Origin of the sequence: Microbacterium sp. H83 (assembly GCF_001650405.1) — a bacterium.
Taxonomy (GTDB): domain Bacteria; phylum Actinomycetota; class Actinomycetes; order Actinomycetales; family Microbacteriaceae; genus Microbacterium.
In genome coordinates, this window is record NZ_LWCU01000023.1 from 32,884 (window position 1) to 51,155 (window position 18,272).

The following is an 18,272-nucleotide window of genomic DNA, read 5'->3' on the forward strand; positions in this document are numbered from 1 at the left end:
ACGCCCCCTGTTACGACTCGGTGAAGCGCTGACGCTCGACATCGATGTCGCGCAGGCGCATGCGCAGGGCACGACCGCCGTCCGAGTCCGCCGGGACGCGCTGGACGGCGCCGAGCAGCTCCTGCTTCTCGTGCTCGAGGCTGCGAAGGATCAGGCGACGCGCGAGATCGGTCGCCGACACGAGTGCGCCCTCCTCGTTCCGCGCCGGGAACGGCGTCATGAGCAGCTCGCCGGCGAGCGAGCGATACGGCTCGCGCACGGAGTTGACGGCATCCGTGACCCAGCCGGCCCGAGTGCGGTCGGCGGCGGATGCCACGGCTTCGCGCACGGCGTCGAGACCGGGCGTCCGGAACGGCGCCGCCAGGGCCCTCGTCAGGAGGGTCTGGTCGATCTGGTGGCCGTACTGCAGGGCGCCCATCAGGGCGTCGCGCTCCACGGCCACGTCCGCCGTGCGCGGCAGGCTCGCGAGCGTCACCGGAGCGACGCCCGGTGCCCCCGCCGAGGTCGACTCCGCCCGGACCTGCTCCTGCCGTCCGGATGCCGACCCGCCTCGAGCGGACCGCTCCACCTCGTGGTGCACCTCGGTCGGGTCCATACCCAGCCGCCGGGCGAGCACCCGCTCGTATCCGGGTCGCAGGAGCCGGTCGCGGATCTCGGCGACGATCGGCGCCGCGGCACGGAGCGCCCCGACGCGCCCCTCGACGGTCGCGAGGTCGAAGCCGCCCAGCTTGCGATCGATGGCGAACTCGAACATCGGCTGTTTGCTCTCCATGAGCGAGCGGACGGCCGCATCACCGCGCTGCAGCCGCAGGTCGCAGGGGTCGAGGCCGTCGGGCGCCACCGCGACGAAGGTCTGCGCGTTGAAGCGGTCGTCCTCGGTGAAGGCGCGCAGCGCCGCCTTCTGCCCGGCCTCGTCGCCGTCGAACGTGAAGACGACCTCCCCCGACGCGTTGTCGTCGCCCATCACGCGGCGCAGCACCTTGATGTGATCCGTGCCGAACGCCGTTCCGCACGTCGCGATCGCGGTCGTGAGCCCGGCCAGGTGACAGGCCATGACATCGGTGTACCCCTCGACCACGACGACGCGGCGGGGGTCGCCCCGGGCGATGTCGCGCTTGGCGAGGTCGAGCCCGTAGAGCACCTGCGCCTTCTTGTAGATCGGCGTCTCGGGGGTGTTGAGGTACTTGGGTCCCTGATCGTCGTCGAACAGCTTGCGGGCGCCGAATCCGATGGTCTGGCCGGACACGTCGCGGATGGGCCAGACGAGGCGACCGCGGAACCGGTCGTAGACCCCGCGCTGTCCGGTGGAGACCAGACCGGCGGCGCTGAGCTCGTCGCGGGTGAAGCCCTGCGCCGTGAGCGCCTTGAGCATCCCGTCCCAGCCCCGGGGAGCGAAGCCGACGCCGAAGTGCGCCGCCGCTCCCGCATCGAAGCCGCGCTCCCCGAGGAAGCGGCGCCCCGCCTCGGCATCCGCTGTCAGCAGCTGCCCGCGGAAGAACTCGGCGGCCGCGGTGTTCGCCGCGTACAGACGGCTTCGACCGCTGGTCTCCGGAGCTGCGCCCCCGTCTTCGTAGTGCAGCGCATAGCCGATGCGCCCGGCCAGTCTCTCGACCGCCTCGGTGAAGCTGACGTGATCCATCTCGCGCAGGAACGAGTAGACGTCTCCGGACTCGCCGCAGCCGAAGCAGTGGTAGTACCCCACCTGCGGGCGCACGTGGAAGCTGGGGCTCTTCTCGTCGTGGAACGGGCAGAGCCCCTTGAGCGATCCGACGCCCGCGGACTTCAGCGCGACGCGCTCCCCCACGATGTCTGCGATGTTGGTGCGCGCCTTGACCTCGTCGACGTCGGCCTGGCGGATGCGCGGCATCAGCCGGCTCCTTCGCGGACCGCCTGCCGAGGGGTGTGCGGCCGGGCGCCCGGCCGAGCGTGGCGCGGCGTCCAGATGCCGACCTCGGCGGGGTCGATCTCCCCGACGAGCCTGTTGTGCCAGTCGATCGCGCTCTGGTCGGTGAGACTGGCGATCTGGTCGACCACGACCCTGGCGCGCTCCGCATCGGTGGACGCGGCCAGGAAGTCCGCCGAGAAGGCCGGCTCCAGCACGTCGGCCCCCGCGGACCAGAGAGCGTCGGTCGACCACAGGGCGTCGGCCAGGCGCGTCAGCACGCGACGCTGCTCCTTGTAGACGCCCTTGCGCGCGTCGATCGTGACGATGGCCTGGCCCATGATGCCCTTGAGCACGGCGATCTCGGCCTCGACGACGCGGGGCACCACGACGTGCGCGTTGTACCGCACCAGCACCGAGCCCGCGTAGGCCTCGCGCGTCGCCGATACCGCGGCTCGGGCGAATCGGCCGATGAAGTCGCTCGTCAGGTTCTTCAGGCGCGCGAGATCGCGACGCGACCGGTCGAACGAGGTCAGCCACATCGGCTGCGACGCCAGGCGGTAGAGCGCGTCGGCGAGCTCGTCGCGGGTGAAGTCGTAGCCGACCCACTGCTGGATGCGGTCGATCAGGGCATCGTGCGCGGAGGGGTCGGAGAGCTGCGCGACATCGACGTAGCCGTTGAGGATCGCATCCTCGAAGTCGTGGACCGAGTAGCCGATGTCGTCGGACAGATCCATGATCTCGGCCTCGATGCAGCGCAGGCGGCCGGGCGCCCCCTGCCGCATCCAGCGGAAGACGGCCTCGTCCTCGGGGTACACGCCGAACTTCAGCCGCCCGCCCGGGTCGGGCACCGGGCTGTCGACCGTCCACGGGTACTTGCACGTCGCATCCAGGCTCGCCCTGGTCAGATTGAGGCCCACGGACTGGCCGTCGTCGTCGATCGCCTTCGCCTCGAGCCGGGTGAGGATGCGCAGCGACTGCGCGTTGCCCTCGAACCCGCCGATGTCGCCGGCCCATTCGTTCAGGGCCCGCTCGCCGTTGTGGCCGAACGGAGGATGCCCGAGATCGTGGCTGAGGCACGCGGTGTCGACGACATCGGCGGAGACGCCGAGCGCGGTCGCGAGCTCGCGGCCGACCTGCGCGACCTCGAGCGAGTGGGTCAGACGGTTGCGGGCGAAGTCGGCGGTGCTGGCCGGGCTGAGCACCTGGGTCTTCGCGGCCAGTCGGCGCAGTGCCGCCGAGTGCAGCACGCGCGCACGGTCACGGGCGAAGTCGTCGCGCTCGGAGCGATGGGTCTCGGCGAAGAAGCGCTCGGCGTCGCGCGGGTCGTATCCGTCGGCGCGAAAGAGCGCCGCGCCCGCCAGAGGATCAGCCGCCACTGTTCTCGATCTCCGCCCCTCGCATCATCTCGGACGCCGTCGCCGCGAGCTCGCGCGAGTCCAGCCACTTGTCCGGCAGCGCGGGACGCTTCGGGCGCCCCGACCGGCCGCGCTGACCCTCGGCATCCGCCCCCGGGTAGGGAGCATCGTGATCGAGCCGGCCGAGCAGGTCGTCGATCTCGGCGAGGCTCGACGCGGTGGCCAGCCCGGTGCGGATGTCTCCGCCGACCGGGTAGCCCTTGAAATACCACGCCACGTGCTTGCGCACGTCGCGGCATCCGCGGTCCTCGTCCTCGAAGAACTCGACGAGCAGCTCGGCGTGCCGCCGGAACGCGTCGGCGACGAAGCCGAGAGTCGCGTCGACTGGATGCGCCTCGGCGCCGAAGGCCGTCGCGAGGTCGCCGAACAGCCACGGCCGCCCGAGGCATCCGCGCCCGACGACCACGCCGTCGCAGTCGGTCTGCTCCATCATGCGGACGGCGTCGTCAGCCGACCAGATGTCGCCGTTGCCCAGCACCGGGATGCTCGTGACGGCCTGCTTGAGCTCGCCGATCGCGTTCCAGTCGGCGAAGCCGGAGTAGAACTCGCTGGCCGTGCGGGCGTGCAGCGCGACGGCGGCCGCACCCGCGTCCTCGGCGGCGCGTCCCGCGTCGAGGAACGTGAGGTGATCGGGGTCGATGCCCTTGCGCATCTTCACGGTGAGCGGGATGTCGCCCGCGGCCTTCACCGCCTGCGTCACGATGTCGGCGAAGAGCGAGCTCTTCCACGGCAGCGCCGCTCCTCCGCCCTTGCGAGTGACCTTGGGCACGGGGCAGCCGAAGTTGAGGTCGATGTGGTCGGCGTGGTCCTCGGCGACGATGATGCGCACGGCCTCGGCGATCGTCGTCGGATCGACGCCGTACAGCTGGATGGATCGCGGCGTCTCGGACTCGTGGTGACGGATCAGACGCATCGTCGTCTCGTTGCGCTCGACGAGCGCGCGGGACGTGATCATCTCGCTGACGTAGAGCCCGGCGCCGTACTCGCGGCACAGTCGCCGGAACGCCGTGTTGGTGATGCCCGCCATGGGAGCGAGGACCACCGGGACGTCGAGGGCGATCGGACCGATGCGGAGGGTGCGCGGCGAGGCTGTGGCGAGAGTCATGACCTTTCCATTCTCCCAGACCCGGAGCCGCTGGCGGCGCATCGACCTAAGCTGTGAGCATGACCGATGCTGCAGTCCGTTCCATCCCCTTCACCGACGCCGCCGGCAACGAGAAGACGCTCGACGATCTGGGCGCCGATGTGGTGCTCGTGGTGAACGTCGCCTCGAAGTGCGGCCTCACGCCGCAGTACGAGCAGCTCGAGGAGCTGCAGCGTCTGTACGGCGACCGCGGCTTCAGCGTGGTGGGCTTCCCCTGCAACCAGTTCTTCGGTCAGGAGCCCGGGTCCGTCGACGAGATCCTCGAGTTCTGCTCGACGACCTACGGCGTCTCGTTCCCCATCACCGACAAGGTGAAGGTGAACGGCCGGAACGCCGCCGACCTCTACAAGTCGCTCAAGGAGACCCCCGACGCCGGCGGCAAGGCCGGCCGGGTCGAGTGGAACTTCGAGAAGTTCCTCGTGCTCCCCGACGGCGAGGTCGTCCGGTTCCGCCCGAAGCAGAAGCCGAACGACCCCGAGATCGTCCGGGCGATCGAAGCCGCGCTGACCCGCTAGACCGCGGCGGTCTCCGGCTCCGCCTCGCCGCGCTTCGCCCAGAGGTCGCGGAGCACGTTCTCGAACGCGGCGGGCGGCTGCGCGCCGCTGATGCCGTACTGTCCGTCGATCACGAAGAACGGCACGCCCTGGATGCCGTACGCCTGAGCCTGCGCCTGGTCCTGGCGGACATCGGAGAGGTGTCGGGCGGAGACGAGAGCCTCGCGGGTGTCGTCGGCGTTCAGGCCGACCTCCGTCGCGAGATCGACGAGGTCGTCGATGCGGCCGACGTGCTTGCCCTCGGTGAAGTAGGCGGACATGAGGCGCTCCTCCATCTCGTGCTGGAGGCCCTTCGCCTTCGCGAAGTGCAGCAGCTCGTGCGCCTTGACGGTGTTCGTGTGCTGCAGCAGGTCGAAGCGGTACTCGAGGCCAGCGCCCTCGGCGACGCCGGTCACGTGCGACAGCATCTGCTCGACCTGCTCGCGCGGCATGCCCTTGTGTCCGGCGAGGAAGTCGACCTCGTCGCCGTCGAAGTCGACCGGGGTGTCGGGCGAGAGCTCGAACGAGTGGAAGGTGATGTTCACCTGCGGTGCGTCCTCGTCGCCGGAGACGGCGTCGAGTCCCTTCTCGAGATTGCGCTTGCCGATGTAGCACCAGGGGCAGGCGATGTCGGACCAGATGTCGATCGAGATGGGTTCAGTCACACTCACATCCAACCGCATGCGCGGGCGAGCTATTCCGTGGGTACGATTCTCGGGTGCTCCACGCCGATGATCGCCTCCCCGACGCGCCCGCGCGCGTGCTCGTCGCAGGCGTGACCGGATCGGGGAAGACGACCATGTCCCGACGAGTCGCCGCCCTGTGGGGGCTGCGCCATGTCGAGATCGACGCGCTGTTCCACGGGCCCGGATGGACGCCCCGCGAGAGCTTCCTCGACGATGTGCGCGCGTTCGCCGCGGAGGATCGCTGGGTCACGGAGTGGCAGTACACGAGCAAGGGCACCGACGGCATCCTCGCGCCGCGTGCCGAGCTGGTCCTCTGGCTCGACTACCCGTACCGGGTCGTCCGGTTCCGCCTGCTGCGGAGGACCCTCGGCCGGAGCATCGCCCGGACCCGGCTGTGGAACGGCAACAGGGAGAAGCCGATCTGGCGCATGTTCAGCGGCGACCCCGACGAGAACATCCTGCTGTGGCAGACCACGACACTGCACAAGTGGGCCGAGCGGATGCCGGACGTCGTGGAGCATCACCCCCACCTCACCATCGTCCGCCTGCGTCACCCGAAGGAGACCGAGCGGTGGCTGCGCGCTCAGGCCGAGGCGTCGGGGGTGTCGACGGCTCCGCCGAAGCGGCGGTCCCGCGACAGGTAGATCCCGATGGCGCGCCACAGCTCCTCCCGCGAGAAGTCCGGCCACAGCGTGTCGAGGAACACCATCTCGGCGTAGGCCGCCTGCCACAGCAGGAAGTTCGACGTGCGCTGCTCCCCCGAGCTCCGGAGGAACAGATCGACGTCGGGCATGTCGGGGACGTAGAGGTGGCGCCGGATCATCTTCTCGCTGATCGCGTTCGGCTTCACGCGTCCCGCCGCGACGTCGGCGGCGATCGACCGCACGGCGTCGACGATCTCGACCCGTCCGCCGTAGTTCACGCACATCGTCAGCGTGAGCACGTCGTTGTCGCGCGTGAGCTGCTCCGCGTACTGCAGCTCCTTGATGACGCTGCCCCACAGGCGCGGCTTGCGTCCGGCCCAGCGCACGCGCACTCCCCACTCGTTGAGCTGGTCGCGGCGGCGGTGCAGCACGTCCCGGTTGTAGCCCATGAGGAAGCGCACCTCCTCGGGGGAGCGCGCCCAGTTCTCGGTCGAGAACGCGTACACCGAGAGGTGCTTCACGCCCGCCTGGATCGCCCCGGCGACGACGTCGAGCAGCACCTCCTCGCCCGCCTTGTGACCCTCGACCCGGTTGAGCCCCCGACGGTTCGCCCAGCGGCCGTTGCCGTCCATGACGATGGCGACATGACCGGGGACGGCGGGGAACTCGGGCGGATGCACGCCCGTCCAGTCGAGCGGGCGGTACGCCACGGCGTGCTTGTGCGTGTAGGGCTTGGGGCTCACCGTGCTCCTTCTCGGGGGTCGTCGGCGACGAGGTGCGCGAGGGATCGGATGCCGCGCTCCAGATGCCATTGGGCGTAGGCGGCGACGAGGCCGGACGCCGCGGCCGTGTCGGCGAGGGGCGCGGCGTCGATCACGTCCCACTCCCCCGCCATGAGCGAACGCAGGAGCGAGAGAGTCCTGTCCGCGACACGCGGGCTGCCGGCGGGAGCGCAGTCGGCGCAGACGGCCCCGCCGAGCTGCCCGACGAAATGCGCATGCGGCCCCGGGGCGGCGCAGCGGGCGCAGTCGCCGAGCGACGGCGCCCAGCCCGACAGCGCCATGACGCGCAGGAGATAGGAATCGAGGATGCTGCGCGGAGAGTGCTCACCGCGGGACAGCGCCCGCAATCCGCCGACGAGGAGCAGGTACTGCTCGGGCGTGGCCTCGGAGTCGCTCAGCCTGTCGGCCGTCTCCACCATCGCGTTCGCCGAGGTGAACCGGTCGTAGTGGGCGGCGATGTCGGTGCCGTACGCGCCGAGGGATTCCGCCTGCTGGACGATGTCGAGCGAACGCCCCTGGTACAGCTGCACGTCGGCGACCATGAACGGCTCGAGCCGGGAGCCGAACTTCGACGAGGTGCGACGAACGCCCTTCGCGACCGCTCGGACCTTGCCGTGCCGCCGCGAGAGCATCGTGACGATGCGATCCGCCTCACCCAGCTTGTGGGTGCGCAGGATCACCGCTTCGTCTCGATAGGTGGGCACCGTTCGATTATCCTCCGTGCGGAAGAATAGGGGCGTGACCGAACCGCTCTTCACCATTCCGCTCTGGGCGGACCTCCTCGGCGTCGGTCTCGGCGGGGTCCAGGGCGCGATGTTCGCCTCCGGCTTTCAGGGCCAGCGCCGCCTCGACTGGCTCGGCGTCGCCATCATCGGCATCATGATCGGGATGGGCGGAGGTCTCATCCGCGACATCCTGCTCGGCCAGACTCCGGCGACCCTGCAGAACAACTGGTATCTGATCACGGCGACGGGCGCGTCGCTGCTCGGGATGCTGCTCGCCGGCCTGTTCAACCGGCTCAACCGGGTCATCGTCGTGCTGGACGCCGTCGTGATCGGCATGTTCGGCGCCTTCGGCACGAGCAAGGCCCTGGCGTTCGGAATCCCGCCCGTGCCCGCGGTCTTCATCGGCGCCTGCGCGGCCGTCGGCGGCGGCGTCCTGCGCGACATGCTGATGGGCCTCCCGACCGCGATCATGCACGTGGGATCCCTGTACGCGGTCGCCGCCGCGGCCGGGTGCACCTTCATCGTCGTCGCCAGCGCGTTCGGGATGCCGATCCCGGTCGCCGCGATCATCGGGATCGTCGTGACCGCCGTCATCCGCGTGCTGGCGGTGAGCTTCGACGTGTCGCTGCCCGAACAGCGCCGTCTCTACCGTCGCAAGGTCGCCGCCGAGACCGGCGTGATCCCGATCATCAAGCCGCCTGCCGCCTGAATCCCGGTCGTCGAGGAGGAGCGACGCACCGCCGTCCTCGCTCGACGACCGGGAGACGCCGGCGCTCAGACGGCGGCGAGCTCTTCCTGGCGCGTCCGGATCGAGCGGTTGACCCCCGACACGATCGCCTTGAGCGAGGCGGTCGAGATGTCGCCGTCGATGCCGACGCCCCACAGACGCTGGTCGCCGACCTGCAGCTCGACATAGGCTGCGGCCTGCGCATCCCCGCCCGCGCTGAGAGCGTGCTCGACGTAGTCGTAGAGCGTGATGTCGAAGCCCTGGCCGCGCAGGACCTCGATGAACGCGGCGATCGGACCGTTGCCGTTGCCGGCGACGGCGACCTGCTGATCGTCGTCGCGGAGCGTGACGTCGAGCACGACGTCGCCGGACATGTCGCTGCGGGTCTGCGTCGAGAGCAGCTCGAATCGACCCCACTTCGCCTCTGTGTCGGTCGCGGGCAGGTACTCGTCGGTGAAGATCGACCAGATCTGCTCGCTGGTGACCTCGCCGCCCTCCGCGTCCGTCTTGGTCTGGACCACGCCGGAGAACTCGATCTGCAGCTTGCGGGGCAGATCGATCGCGTGATCGGCCTTCAGCAGGTACGCGACGCCGCCCTTGCCGGACTGCGAGTTCACGCGGATGACCGCCTCGTAGGAGCGGCCCAGGTCCTTCGGATCGACGGGCAGGTACGGCACGGCCCATTCGATCTCGTCGACCGTCACGCCCTGGTCCTCGGCCTTCGCGGCCATCGCCTCGAAGCCCTTCTTGATCGCGTCCTGGTGCGACCCGCTGAACGCGGTGAAGACGAGGTCCCCGGCCCACGGGCTGCGCTCCGGCACAGGCAGCTGGTTGCAGTACTCCACCGTGCGCTTGACCTGGTCGATGTCGCTGAAGTCGATCTGCGGGTCGATGCCCTGCGTGAAGAGGTTGATGCCCAGCGCCACGATGTCGACGTTGCCTGTCCGCTCGCCGTTGCCGAACAGGCATCCCTCGATGCGGTCTGCGCCGGCCATGTAGCCGAGCTCGGCGGCCGCGATCGCCGTGCCGCGGTCGTTGTGCGGGTGCAGCGAGAGGATCACGTTCTCGCGGTGCGCGAGATGGCGGCTCATCCACTCGATGGAGTCGGCGTAGACGTTCGGCGAAGCCATCTCGACCGTCGCGGGCAGGTTGATGATCACCTTGCGATCCGGGGTCGGCTCGAAGACCTCGATGACCTGGTTGCAGACGTCGACGGCGAACTCGAGCTCGGTGCCGGTGTAGCTCTCGGGCGAGTACTCGTAGTAGACCCGGGTGTCCGGGATCGTCTTCTCGTACTGCCGGCACAGACGGGCGCCCTCGAGAGCGATGTCGATGATGCCCTGCTTGTCGGTGCGGAACACCACCTCGCGCTGCAGCACGCTCGTCGAGTTGTACAGGTGCACGATCGCCTGCTTCGCACCGGCGATGGACTCGTAGGTCCGCGCGATGAGGTGCTCGCGCGCCTGGGTCAGCACCTGGATCGTGACGTCATCGGGGATGAGGTTCTCCTCGATGAGCTGACGCACGAAGTCGAAGTCCGTCTGGCTCGCCGACGGGAAGCCGACCTCGATCTCCTTGTAGCCCATGCTGACGAGGAGCTCGAACATGACGCGCTTGCGCTCGGGCGACATCGGGTCGATGAGAGCCTGATTGCCGTCGCGCAGGTCGACGGCGCACCAGCGCGGAGCCTCCGTGATGCGGGCGTCGGGCCAGGTGCGGTCGGGCAGGTGGACGGAGATCTGCTCGTGGAACGGCCGATACTTGTGGATCGGCATCGAGGACGGGCGCTGAGTGTTCTGCATGATGGGCTTCTTCTCTTCGTCAGGGATGTGAACGGGCCAACACGAGCGCCGCGACGAGGAAGGCCCTAGCTTCAGGACTCGTCGCGGCAGCTAAGAAGAAGCAGACCGCCGAAAGGCATGCGGCCATGCTAGCAGGAAGCCCCGGACCGCTCGACACGGCGAGACGATCCACCCGGGACGGACACTCCTCCATATGAGCCTCATCCCGTTCCGCGTGCTGCTGGTCGCCGCATCCGTCGTCGTCCTCGCCGTCTCCGGCTGCGCCGCCGGCTCCGGATCCTCCCCGGCGCCGACGAGCCCTGTCGCGGGCGCCGACGGACCGCTCGCCGACCCCGCACCGCCGCACGGTCGGGTCGTCGCCGCGGGAACCGTCCTGGACCGCGGCGGCGACGCCTCCCTCTGCCTCGGCGCGGTGGCGGAGTCGTACCCGCCGCAGTGCTCGGGCATCCCGCTGGTCGGCTGGTCGTGGGACGGCGTCGACGGGAGCGAGACGAGCGGCGACACCACCTGGGGTGGCTACGCCGTGCGCGGCACCTACGACGGAGAGACCTTCACCGTCACGGATGCGCCGATCATGCTCGCGCTCTACGACCCGATCCGGTCCGACGACCCGGCGGGCGGCGTCGACGGTTCGAGCGACCAGGACGATCTCGCCAGGGTGCAGACGGAGGTCGGCGACGCCCTCGGCACCGACGCTCTCACCACCTGGATCGAACGGGGCTACGTGTGGGTGCAGGTCGTCTGGGACGACGGGTCGCTGCAGCGCGCTGTCGACGAGCGGTACGGCGACGGAGTGGTGATCGTCACCTCGGCGGTCCTCGAGGTCGACTAGACCCCGGGGATCAGCGCGAGCTTGCCACCCGGATGCCCCTCGGCGAGGAGAGCCAGCGCCGCAGGAGCGTCCTCGAGCCGGAAGGTGCGTGCCACGGGGACGACCAGATCGCCGTTCTGCGCGAGCGCGACGAGCTCACCCCCGAATCCCGTCCCGGAACCGCGCGCTGTCCGGCATGGACCCCGCGATGGCGAGGATGCCGTCGGCGGCCGCGCGCGCCATCGCGGCGATCGTGACGATGCGCCGGCGATCGCGAACGAGCTCCAGCGAGACGTCGACCGCCTCGTCGGTGCCGACCGCGTCCAGCGCGGCGGCGATCTCCACGCCCGCCGCCTCCCTCACCCGCTCCGCGAGCCCCGGCCCGTAGCGCACCGGAGTGCCGCCGAAACCACGCACGGCGTCGGATCGCTCGGCGCTCGCGGTGCCGATCACGCGGATGCCACGGAGCGCCGCCTGCTGCAGCACGCTGACCCCGACCGCACCGGACGCGCCGTGGAGGAGGATCGTCTCGCCCGGCCGGGCGCCCGTCACCCACAGCATCTCGGCAGCGGTCGTGCCGGCCAGCAGGAGGTTCGCCGCCTCGGCGTGGCGGAGGGTCGTCGGCTTGGCGAACGCCTTCTCGGCCGGGATCGTGAGCTCGGTGGCATAGCCGCCCTGCACCCGGAAGGCGACGACCTCGTCGCCGACACGCACCGCTCCCGACCCGATCGACGTGTCGGGGCCGACCGCGGTGACGACACCGGAGATCTCGTAGCCGATCGCCGTCGGCAGCTGCGCACCCGCACGCGGAGCGGCGACGTGCTTGGCGTCGGCGGGATTCACCCCGGCAGCGAGCACGCGCACCGTGACCTCGCCGCTGCGTGGGCGCGGCACCTCGTGCTCGACGAGATCCCAGCCGTCCGGGGATCCCCATGATCGTGCGATCCAGTGCTTCGCGAGGGTCATATCGCCACCGTACCGGCCGTGCGCCGGTGTCCGGAAGCGATGTCAGAGCACGCAGCGGATGGAGGTCACCGTGCTGTACACGTTGGTCCAGGCGCCGGCCGCGGCGGTCGCGACGACGCTCGAGCCGTTGCGCGCCTGCGCATAGCCGCTGGTCCGCGCATTCGCCATCGACCGCATCGTCTGCCCCGACGGGGCCGGCAGCACGCCGCACACTCCCCAGCTCGCGTACATCGAGGTCAGCCCGGTGCCGAGGTAGGCGCAGATCCTGCCCGTGGCGCAGGACCCGACCGCGCGCACGGCGAGTCGTGCATCGTCGACGACGCTGAGGGTCATGTCGAACTCCCGCCACACCGCACGATCGGGAGCCACGGCGACGCCGCCGGGGATCTCCTTCAGTGCCTCCGCGATGGCCGGATGCACGTCCTGCGGATCCTCCGCGGCATGGGCGGCGGAAGGCGCGGCGGTCAGGAGCACGAGCCCGACCGCCATCGCCGCGAGCAGACGCTTCATCGGATCACCTCCTCGTCGACGTCCCACATGCGGTATCCGGTGATCGCACCGGCCGGGACGACATCGTCCGCCACCAGCGCGGTGCGCTCAGAGCCGACGATGCGGCCGGTGTCGGCCGACAGCAGCAGCACGTCGCTGACGCCGCGGTCCGGGGCGATCACACGAAGGCCCGTGACCTCGCGACCCAGCCGATCGGTCGCGGTGCCGAGCGCGGAGACGCCGTCGGACCCCTCGAGCAGCCCGAGCATCTCGGACTGCTGGGCGTCGGTCAGGGTCCACTGGTCCACGGCGGCGCTGATGGCCGCCGTCACCTCGAACGCCGACGGCTGCTCGGGCATCCCGAAGGCGCGGAGCATGGCGACGACGGCGTCTCGGGAGTCTCCCGGCGGATCGGGCACCGGCGTGTTGAAGTCTCCGGGCTGCATGACCAGTTCGGACGACACCTCGCCGCGGCTGACGACCTCGGCCTGGTTGGCCTCGGCGTCCGCCGGGTCGTACGGCACGCCGTCGAACGTCAGGACGGAGCCGGAGAGATCCGCCTCCCACGAGAGGATGGACAGCTGCGGAGCGATCAGCGCGTCGTCGAGCGAGAAGGTCCACGATGCCGTCGTGACGAGACGCTCCGGCGACGCCGGACCCTCCCCGTCGACGAGCGCGTCCCGTGCCGCGTCGACCGTCGCGGTCACGGAGCCGGCATCGGTGAAGTCCAGCGGGCGCGGGGTGTCCGCGACGGCGGCGCCGTGCGGGAGTGCGACGACGACGGCGACCACGGCGGCTGCCGCGGCGACGGCGAGACCCGAGGCCCACGAGAGCGCGACACGGCGTCGCGGGTGCGGCGCCGCCGCGGTGCGGATGATCCGATCACGGATGCGTCTGGCCTCCGCATCGGGCGCGGCATCCCGCGCGGTGCGGGCGGGGTCGGCCTCGACGAGCACCCTCTCGAGGAGCGCATGGTCACCCATCCACGACACCCCCCTCCTCCAGGCCCAGCTCCGCGATCATCCTCGAACGAGCACGACGCAGCGTTCTCCGTACGCGGGAACGCGGGCTTCGCAGCACCTCCGCGATGTCCCCCACGTCGAGCCCATCCCAGTACGTGAGCATGATGATACGCCTCTCGCCTCGGCTGAGGACACCCAGAGCTGTCAGGACGTCGGCGCGCATCGCGGGATCGGTCGCGGCGTCCTCACCGGTCATGCCGCTGTGCACGGCCTCGAGGGCGCCGCCCCGGACGACCGGCCGCCGGGCGCGGGCGCGCAGCGTCCTGTCCGCCGCTCGCAGAAGCCAGGTCCGGCTCATCGGCGCAGCGGGCCTCAGCCGCGACCAGGCCAGCAGGAAGACCTCGGACACGATCTCGGTGACCTCGCCGTCATCCGCGACGACCCCTTCGACGTGATGGCGCACGGCGGCCCAGTTCGCGTCGAAGAGCCGGGAGAAGGCCTCGTTCCGCTGCGTCTCGGCGTCGCCGCCGCGGGTGCTCATGCGACGAGTCCGGCCGAGCACCCGACGCGCCTCGCGTGTCGGCGTGTCATGTCAGAATCCGAGGCGGCCCAGCTGCTTCGGATCCCGCTGCCACTCCTTCGCCACCTTGACATGGAGCCCGAGGAACACACGGGTCCCGAGGAGCTCCTCGACGCCGACGCGTGCGCGTCGCCCGACATCCGCGAGGCGCTTGCCCTTGTGGCCGATGATGATCGCCTTCTGGCTGTCCCGCTCCACCACGATCGACGCGTGGACGTCCGTCAGATCCGTGCCCTCGCGAGGAGCGATGTCGTCGATCACGACGGCGATGGAGTGCGGGAGCTCGTCCCGGACTCCATCGAGAGCGGCCTCGCGGATCATCTCCGCGATGCGGTCCTCGTCGGACTCGTCGGTCGTGACCCCCTCGCCGTACAGCGCGGGTCCCTCCGGCATGAGCAGGAGCACCTCGTCGGCGAGCACGTCGAGCTGATCCCGGGTGAGAGCCGAGATCGGGATGACGGCGTCCCAGTCCGCGCGCAGCGCGTCGACCTCCATGAGGCGCTCGGTGATCTCGTCGCGGCCGGCGACATCGGTCTTGGTGACGATCGCGATCTTCTTCGCTCGCGGATAGCCGTCGAGGGACGCCGCGATGCGACGGTCCCCGGGGCCGACCTTCTCGGTCGCCGGCACGCAGAACCCGATGACGTCGACATCGCCGAGCACCTGCTCGACGAGATCGTTCAGCCGTTCTCCCAGGAGGGTGCGAGGCTTGTGGATCCCGGGGGTGTCGACGATCACGAGCTGCCCCTCGGGTCGGTTGACGATCCCTCGGATCGCCCGACGAGTCGTCTGCGGCTTCTCACTGGTGATCGCGATCTTCTCGCCCACCAGCGCATTCGTGAGAGTCGACTTGCCGACGTTCGGGCGTCCCACGAAGGTCACGAACCCGCTGCGCGTCTCGTCAGTCATCGTTTCCGTCTCTCTCCTCTGCGGGGGTCTCCGCGTCATCCGCCGCGCGTTCCACGAAGACCGTCGCGATCCCGCGACCGCGTCCTCTCGACGCGCCTCCGGTGAGGGTCAGTCCCTCGACCGTCGCCGTCGACCCCGGCTGCGGAACCTGGCCGAGCGACTTGCCCAGCAGTCCGCCGATCGAATCGACGTCCTCGTCCTCGAGCTCGAGACCGAAGAGATCGCCGACGTCCTCGAGCGAGAGCCGGGCGCTCACGCGGTAGCGTCCTTCGCCGAGATCGACGACTTCCGCCAGTACCTGATCGTACTCGTCGGAGATCTCGCCGACGAGCTCCTCGATGAGGTCCTCGAGCGTCACCAGTCCCGAGATGCCGCCGTGCTCGTCGATCACGAGGCACACGTGCACCGCATCGCGCTTCATCTGCTGGAGGAGGGTCTCGGCGCGCATCGACTCCGGGACGAACGTCGCCGGCCGCGAGATCGGGCGGATGGATGCCGTGCGCCACGCGCTCTCGTCGCGGAAGGCGAACTGCACCAGGTCCTTCAGGTACAGCACGCCGACCACGTCGTCGGCCTCGTCGTCGACCACCGGCATCCGCGAGACTCCGCGCTGCAGGAACAGCGTCATCGCCTCGCTCGTGGTCGCGGTCGCATCGACGGTGACCATCTCGGTACGGGGCACCATGATGGCGCGCACGAACTGGTCGGTGAAGTCGAAGACCGAGTGGATGAGGTCGCGATCGTCCTCTTCGATGAGATCGTGCGAGGCCGCCTCGTCGACCATGCTGAGCAGCTGGTCCTCGCTGGTGAACGAGCTGCGCCCGGTGCCGGGCGTCACGCGGTTGCCCAGCACGACCAGCCCCTGGGCGACCGGACCGAGGATGATGCGCAGACCGCGGACGATCGACGCGCTGCCCCGGATCATCCCCTCGGCGTGGTGTCGCCCGAACGAGCGCGGGCTGGCCCCGACGAGCACGAAGGTGATGCCCGTCATGAGCACGGCGGCGGCGAGCATCGCCAGCCAGTTGTTCTCGATCAGGATCGTGAACGCGACCGTCACGAGCACCGCGGCCGTGACCTCGGCGAGGACGCGGATGAACGCGACCGCATTGACGTGCGCGTCGAGGTCGTCGGCGATGCGTCCGAGGGCGCGCGCACGGCGGCCCTCGGTGGCCATGTCGGCCAGGTCGGCGCGCGAGGCGACGCCGTACGCGGCGTCGATCGCGGCCATGAGACCGCCGAACGCCACGAGCAGGACGGCGGCGACGAGCAGGAGGATCGCGGTCATCGTCGACGTTCAGCGGCCGCGAAGCCCTGGATGAGCTCCTTCTGCAGACCGAACATCTCGCGCTCCTCGTCGGGCTCGGCATGGTCGAAGCCGAGGAGGTGCAGCAGCCCGTGGGTGGTGAGCAGGATCAGCTCGTCCATGAGGGTGTGCCCGGCGGCCTGCGCCTGTGTCTCGGCCACCTGCGGGCACAGGACGATGTCGCCGAGCAGGCCGGGTGCCGTCGGACGGTCCTCGGTCCCGGGACGCAGCTCGTCCATCGGGAAGCTCAGGACGTCGGTGGGTCCGGGCTCGTCCATCCACTGCACGTGCAGCGCTTCCATGGCCCCCTCGTCCACGAGGACGATCGCGACCTCGGCATCGGCGCTGACGTGCAGCTGGGCGAGGTTGAAGTCCGTGAGGCGCTGCAGCACCGTCTCGTCGACGGCGATCGCCGACTCGTTGTTGATCTCGATCATGCCTGCGCTCGTTTCATCAGGAGAGGCCTCGTTTCGGCATCCGGTCGCGGGGTCCCGGTCGCTGGGCGCCGCGGCGCTCGGCGCGATTGGCGAACTCGGCCGCCTGCTCGCGCTCGAACCGCTGCGCCGTGCGCCGCTCGTCATACTCGCTGTAGGCGTCGACGATGCGACCGACCAGCGAGTGGCGCACGACGTCGTCGCTCGTGAGCCGGGAGAAGTGGATGTCGTCGATGCCGTCGAGCACGCGCGTCACCAGTCGGAGGCCCGACGCGCCCTGCGGGAGGTCGACCTGCGTGATGTCGCCCGTGACCACCATCCGCGTGCCGAAGCCGAGACGGGTCAGGAACATCTTCATCTGCTCGGGGGTCGTGTTCTGCGCCTCGTCGAGCACCACGAAGGAGTCGTTGAGGGTGCGTCCCCGCATGTACGCGAGCGGGGCGACCTCGATGGTGCCGGTGGCCATCAGACGAGGAACGATCTCCGGGTCCATCATCTCGTTGAGCGCGTCGTACAGCGGGCGCAGGTACGGATCGATCTTGTCGGTGAGCGTCCCCGGCAGGAACCCGAGCCGCTCCCCCGCCTCGACGGCCGGACGGGTCAGGATGATGCGGGTGACCTCCTTGCGCTGCAGCGCCTGGACGGCCTTGGCCATCGCGAGGTACGTCTTGCCCGTTCCGGCGGGCCCGATGCCGAAGACGATCGTGTTCTGCTCGATCGCGTCGACGTACTCCTTCTGTCCGAGGGTCTTCGGGCGGATCACCTTGCCGCGGGTCGACAGGATCGCCTCGCCCAGCACCTCGCTGGGTCGCGGACCGCCGTCGGTGCGGAGCATCCGGGCGGAGCTCGACACGTCGCTCGGGGCGAGATCGTGTCCGGCCTTCGTCATGGTGAGCAGCTCGTCGACGAGGCTCTTCGCCCTCGCGACGGCGTCCGGGGCACCGGTGAGGCTGATCTCGTTGCCGCGCACGAGCACCTGCACATCGCGGTGCTCCTTCTCGAGCATCCGGAGCAGGCGGTCCTGCGGTCCGAGCAGCTGCACCATGGCGACACCGTCCGCGTAGATGCGTTCGGTGACGGTGTCGTTATCGTCAGAAGCCAACGAGCTTGTTCTCCTCGATGTTGCCGAGCACATGGGCGTGCACGTGGAAGACGGACTGGGCGGCGCTCGCGCCGTTGTTGAAGATGAGGCGGTACTCGCCGTTCGCATGATCCGACGCGAGCTGCTTCGCCGCGGCGACCATCTCGGCGAGGAGCTGCGGGTCGCCGGCCGCGAGCTCGGTCACATCGCGGTAGTCCTCGGTCTTGGGGATCACGAGGGCGTGCAGCGGAGCCTGCGGATCGATGTCGCGGATCGCGAACACCCGCTCGGTGTCCAGCAGGATCTCCCCCGGGATGTCGCCGTTGAGGATGCGCGTGAAGATCGAGGGATCGGACATCTTCTCAGTCTACCGATCGCCACGACGCGGGGC

At 69.9% G+C, this 18,272-nt stretch carries 21 protein-coding genes; 4 read left to right on the forward strand and 17 right to left on the reverse strand.

Annotated features, from left to right (window positions below):
* Window positions 1–10: 10 nt before the first annotated feature.
* The 3 genes from dnaG to dusB are packed head-to-tail and all read right to left on the reverse strand — an operon-like array spanning window position 11 to window position 4,405.
* Window positions 11–1,867, reverse strand: coding sequence for a DNA primase (dnaG, locus tag A4X16_RS10490; RefSeq protein ID WP_067120276.1), 1,857 nt, complete (start codon window positions 1,865–1,867; stop codon window positions 11–13).
* Window positions 1,867–3,261, reverse strand: a complete 1,395-nt coding sequence (locus A4X16_RS10495) for a deoxyguanosinetriphosphate triphosphohydrolase (protein WP_067120278.1) — start codon at window positions 3,259–3,261, stop codon at window positions 1,867–1,869. The genes dnaG and A4X16_RS10495 overlap by 1 nt, the downstream gene beginning before the upstream one ends.
* Window positions 3,251–4,405: a tRNA dihydrouridine synthase DusB gene (gene dusB, locus A4X16_RS10500; RefSeq protein WP_067120280.1), complete on the reverse strand. Its 1,155-nt coding sequence runs from the start codon at window positions 4,403–4,405 to the stop codon at window positions 3,251–3,253. The genes A4X16_RS10495 and dusB overlap by 11 nt, the downstream gene beginning before the upstream one ends.
* A 59-nt stretch (window positions 4,406–4,464) precedes the next feature.
* Between dusB and A4X16_RS10505 the strand changes: the two genes are divergently transcribed.
* The gene (locus A4X16_RS10505; protein WP_067120600.1) at window positions 4,465–4,959 is read left to right on the forward strand and encodes a glutathione peroxidase; all 495 of its coding nucleotides are present in this window, start codon (window positions 4,465–4,467) and stop codon (window positions 4,957–4,959) included.
* Here the strand turns inward: A4X16_RS10505 and A4X16_RS10510 are convergent.
* Entirely contained in the window at window positions 4,956–5,642 is a 687-nt protein-coding gene (locus A4X16_RS10510) for a DsbA family oxidoreductase (RefSeq protein ID WP_067120282.1), read from the reverse strand. The genes A4X16_RS10505 and A4X16_RS10510 overlap by 4 nt on opposite strands.
* A gap of 53 nt (window positions 5,643–5,695) precedes the next feature.
* Between A4X16_RS10510 and A4X16_RS10515 the strand changes: the two genes are divergently transcribed.
* Window positions 5,696–6,307, forward strand: coding sequence for an AAA family ATPase (locus A4X16_RS10515; RefSeq protein ID WP_082914415.1), 612 nt, complete (start codon window positions 5,696–5,698; stop codon window positions 6,305–6,307).
* Here A4X16_RS10515 and A4X16_RS10520 read toward each other — a convergent pair.
* Both A4X16_RS10520 and recO read right to left on the reverse strand, forming a co-directional pair.
* The gene (locus A4X16_RS10520) at window positions 6,247–7,050 is read right to left on the reverse strand and encodes an isoprenyl transferase (protein WP_067120284.1); all 804 of its coding nucleotides are present in this window, start codon (window positions 7,048–7,050) and stop codon (window positions 6,247–6,249) included. The two genes, A4X16_RS10515 and A4X16_RS10520, sit on opposite strands and share 61 nt — an antisense overlap.
* The gene (gene recO / locus A4X16_RS10525; RefSeq protein ID WP_067120286.1) at window positions 7,047–7,793 is read right to left on the reverse strand and encodes a DNA repair protein RecO; all 747 of its coding nucleotides are present in this window, start codon (window positions 7,791–7,793) and stop codon (window positions 7,047–7,049) included. Before recO ends, A4X16_RS10520 begins: the two co-directional genes overlap by 4 nt.
* 34 nt (window positions 7,794–7,827) lie before the next feature.
* On the opposite strand from recO, the gene A4X16_RS10530 reads away from it, so the two are divergent.
* Window positions 7,828–8,523: a trimeric intracellular cation channel family protein gene (locus A4X16_RS10530; protein ID WP_067120288.1), complete on the forward strand. Its 696-nt coding sequence runs from the start codon at window positions 7,828–7,830 to the stop codon at window positions 8,521–8,523.
* 65 nt (window positions 8,524–8,588) lie between these two features.
* Here the strand turns inward: A4X16_RS10530 and leuA are convergent, their stop codons facing one another.
* A complete protein-coding gene (gene leuA, locus A4X16_RS10535; RefSeq protein WP_067120290.1) occupies window positions 8,589–10,343 on the reverse strand; it encodes a 2-isopropylmalate synthase in 1,755 nt (584 codons plus the stop codon).
* A gap of 193 nt (window positions 10,344–10,536) precedes the next feature.
* On the opposite strand from leuA, the gene A4X16_RS10540 reads away from it, so the two are divergent.
* Window positions 10,537–11,175, forward strand: a complete 639-nt coding sequence (locus tag A4X16_RS10540; RefSeq protein ID WP_067120292.1) for a hypothetical protein — start codon at window positions 10,537–10,539, stop codon at window positions 11,173–11,175.
* On the opposite strand, the gene A4X16_RS18485 is transcribed toward A4X16_RS10540, so the two are convergent.
* From A4X16_RS18485 to A4X16_RS10585, 10 genes are read right to left on the reverse strand one after another with little or no spacing between them, the layout of a single operon-like run.
* Complete coding sequence (locus tag A4X16_RS18485) at window positions 11,172–11,270, reverse strand: hypothetical protein (protein ID WP_442922909.1); 99 nt, start codon at window positions 11,268–11,270, stop codon at window positions 11,172–11,174. The genes A4X16_RS10540 and A4X16_RS18485 overlap by 4 nt on opposite strands.
* Window positions 11,271–11,310: 40 nt before the next feature.
* Window positions 11,311–12,120 carry a quinone oxidoreductase family protein gene (locus tag A4X16_RS10545; RefSeq protein ID WP_442922910.1) on the reverse strand — a complete coding sequence of 270 codons (810 nt, stop codon included), beginning with the start codon at window positions 12,118–12,120 and terminating at the stop codon, window positions 11,311–11,313.
* Window positions 12,121–12,162: 42 nt separating this feature from the next.
* A complete protein-coding gene (locus A4X16_RS10550) occupies window positions 12,163–12,630 on the reverse strand; it encodes a hypothetical protein (protein WP_067120294.1) in 468 nt (155 codons plus the stop codon).
* Window positions 12,627–13,592: a hypothetical protein gene (locus tag A4X16_RS10555; RefSeq protein WP_067120296.1), complete on the reverse strand. Its 966-nt coding sequence runs from the start codon at window positions 13,590–13,592 to the stop codon at window positions 12,627–12,629. The genes A4X16_RS10550 and A4X16_RS10555 overlap by 4 nt, the downstream gene beginning before the upstream one ends.
* On the reverse strand, window positions 13,585–14,112 hold the full coding sequence (locus tag A4X16_RS10560) for an RNA polymerase sigma factor (RefSeq protein WP_067120298.1): 528 nt from the start codon (window positions 14,110–14,112) through the stop codon (window positions 13,585–13,587). Before A4X16_RS10560 ends, A4X16_RS10555 begins: the two co-directional genes overlap by 8 nt.
* Window positions 14,113–14,163: 51 nt before the next feature.
* Complete coding sequence (gene era / locus A4X16_RS10565; protein WP_067120300.1) at window positions 14,164–15,060, reverse strand: GTPase Era; 897 nt, start codon at window positions 15,058–15,060, stop codon at window positions 14,164–14,166.
* Window positions 15,053–16,348 (reverse strand): hemolysin family protein, encoded by a 1,296-nt coding sequence (locus A4X16_RS10570; protein WP_067120302.1) that lies wholly within the window; start codon window positions 16,346–16,348, stop codon window positions 15,053–15,055. The genes era and A4X16_RS10570 overlap by 8 nt, the downstream gene beginning before the upstream one ends.
* A complete protein-coding gene (gene ybeY / locus A4X16_RS10575; RefSeq protein ID WP_067120304.1) occupies window positions 16,345–16,803 on the reverse strand; it encodes an rRNA maturation RNase YbeY in 459 nt (152 codons plus the stop codon). The genes A4X16_RS10570 and ybeY overlap by 4 nt, the downstream gene beginning before the upstream one ends.
* Window positions 16,804–16,819: 16 nt before the next feature.
* Window positions 16,820–17,845 (reverse strand): PhoH family protein, encoded by a 1,026-nt coding sequence (locus A4X16_RS10580; protein ID WP_231880342.1) that lies wholly within the window; start codon window positions 17,843–17,845, stop codon window positions 16,820–16,822.
* A 46-nt stretch (window positions 17,846–17,891) separates the two neighbouring features.
* Window positions 17,892–18,239: an HIT domain-containing protein gene (locus A4X16_RS10585; protein WP_067120308.1), complete on the reverse strand. Its 348-nt coding sequence runs from the start codon at window positions 18,237–18,239 to the stop codon at window positions 17,892–17,894.
* Window positions 18,240–18,272: the final 33 nt, after the last annotated feature.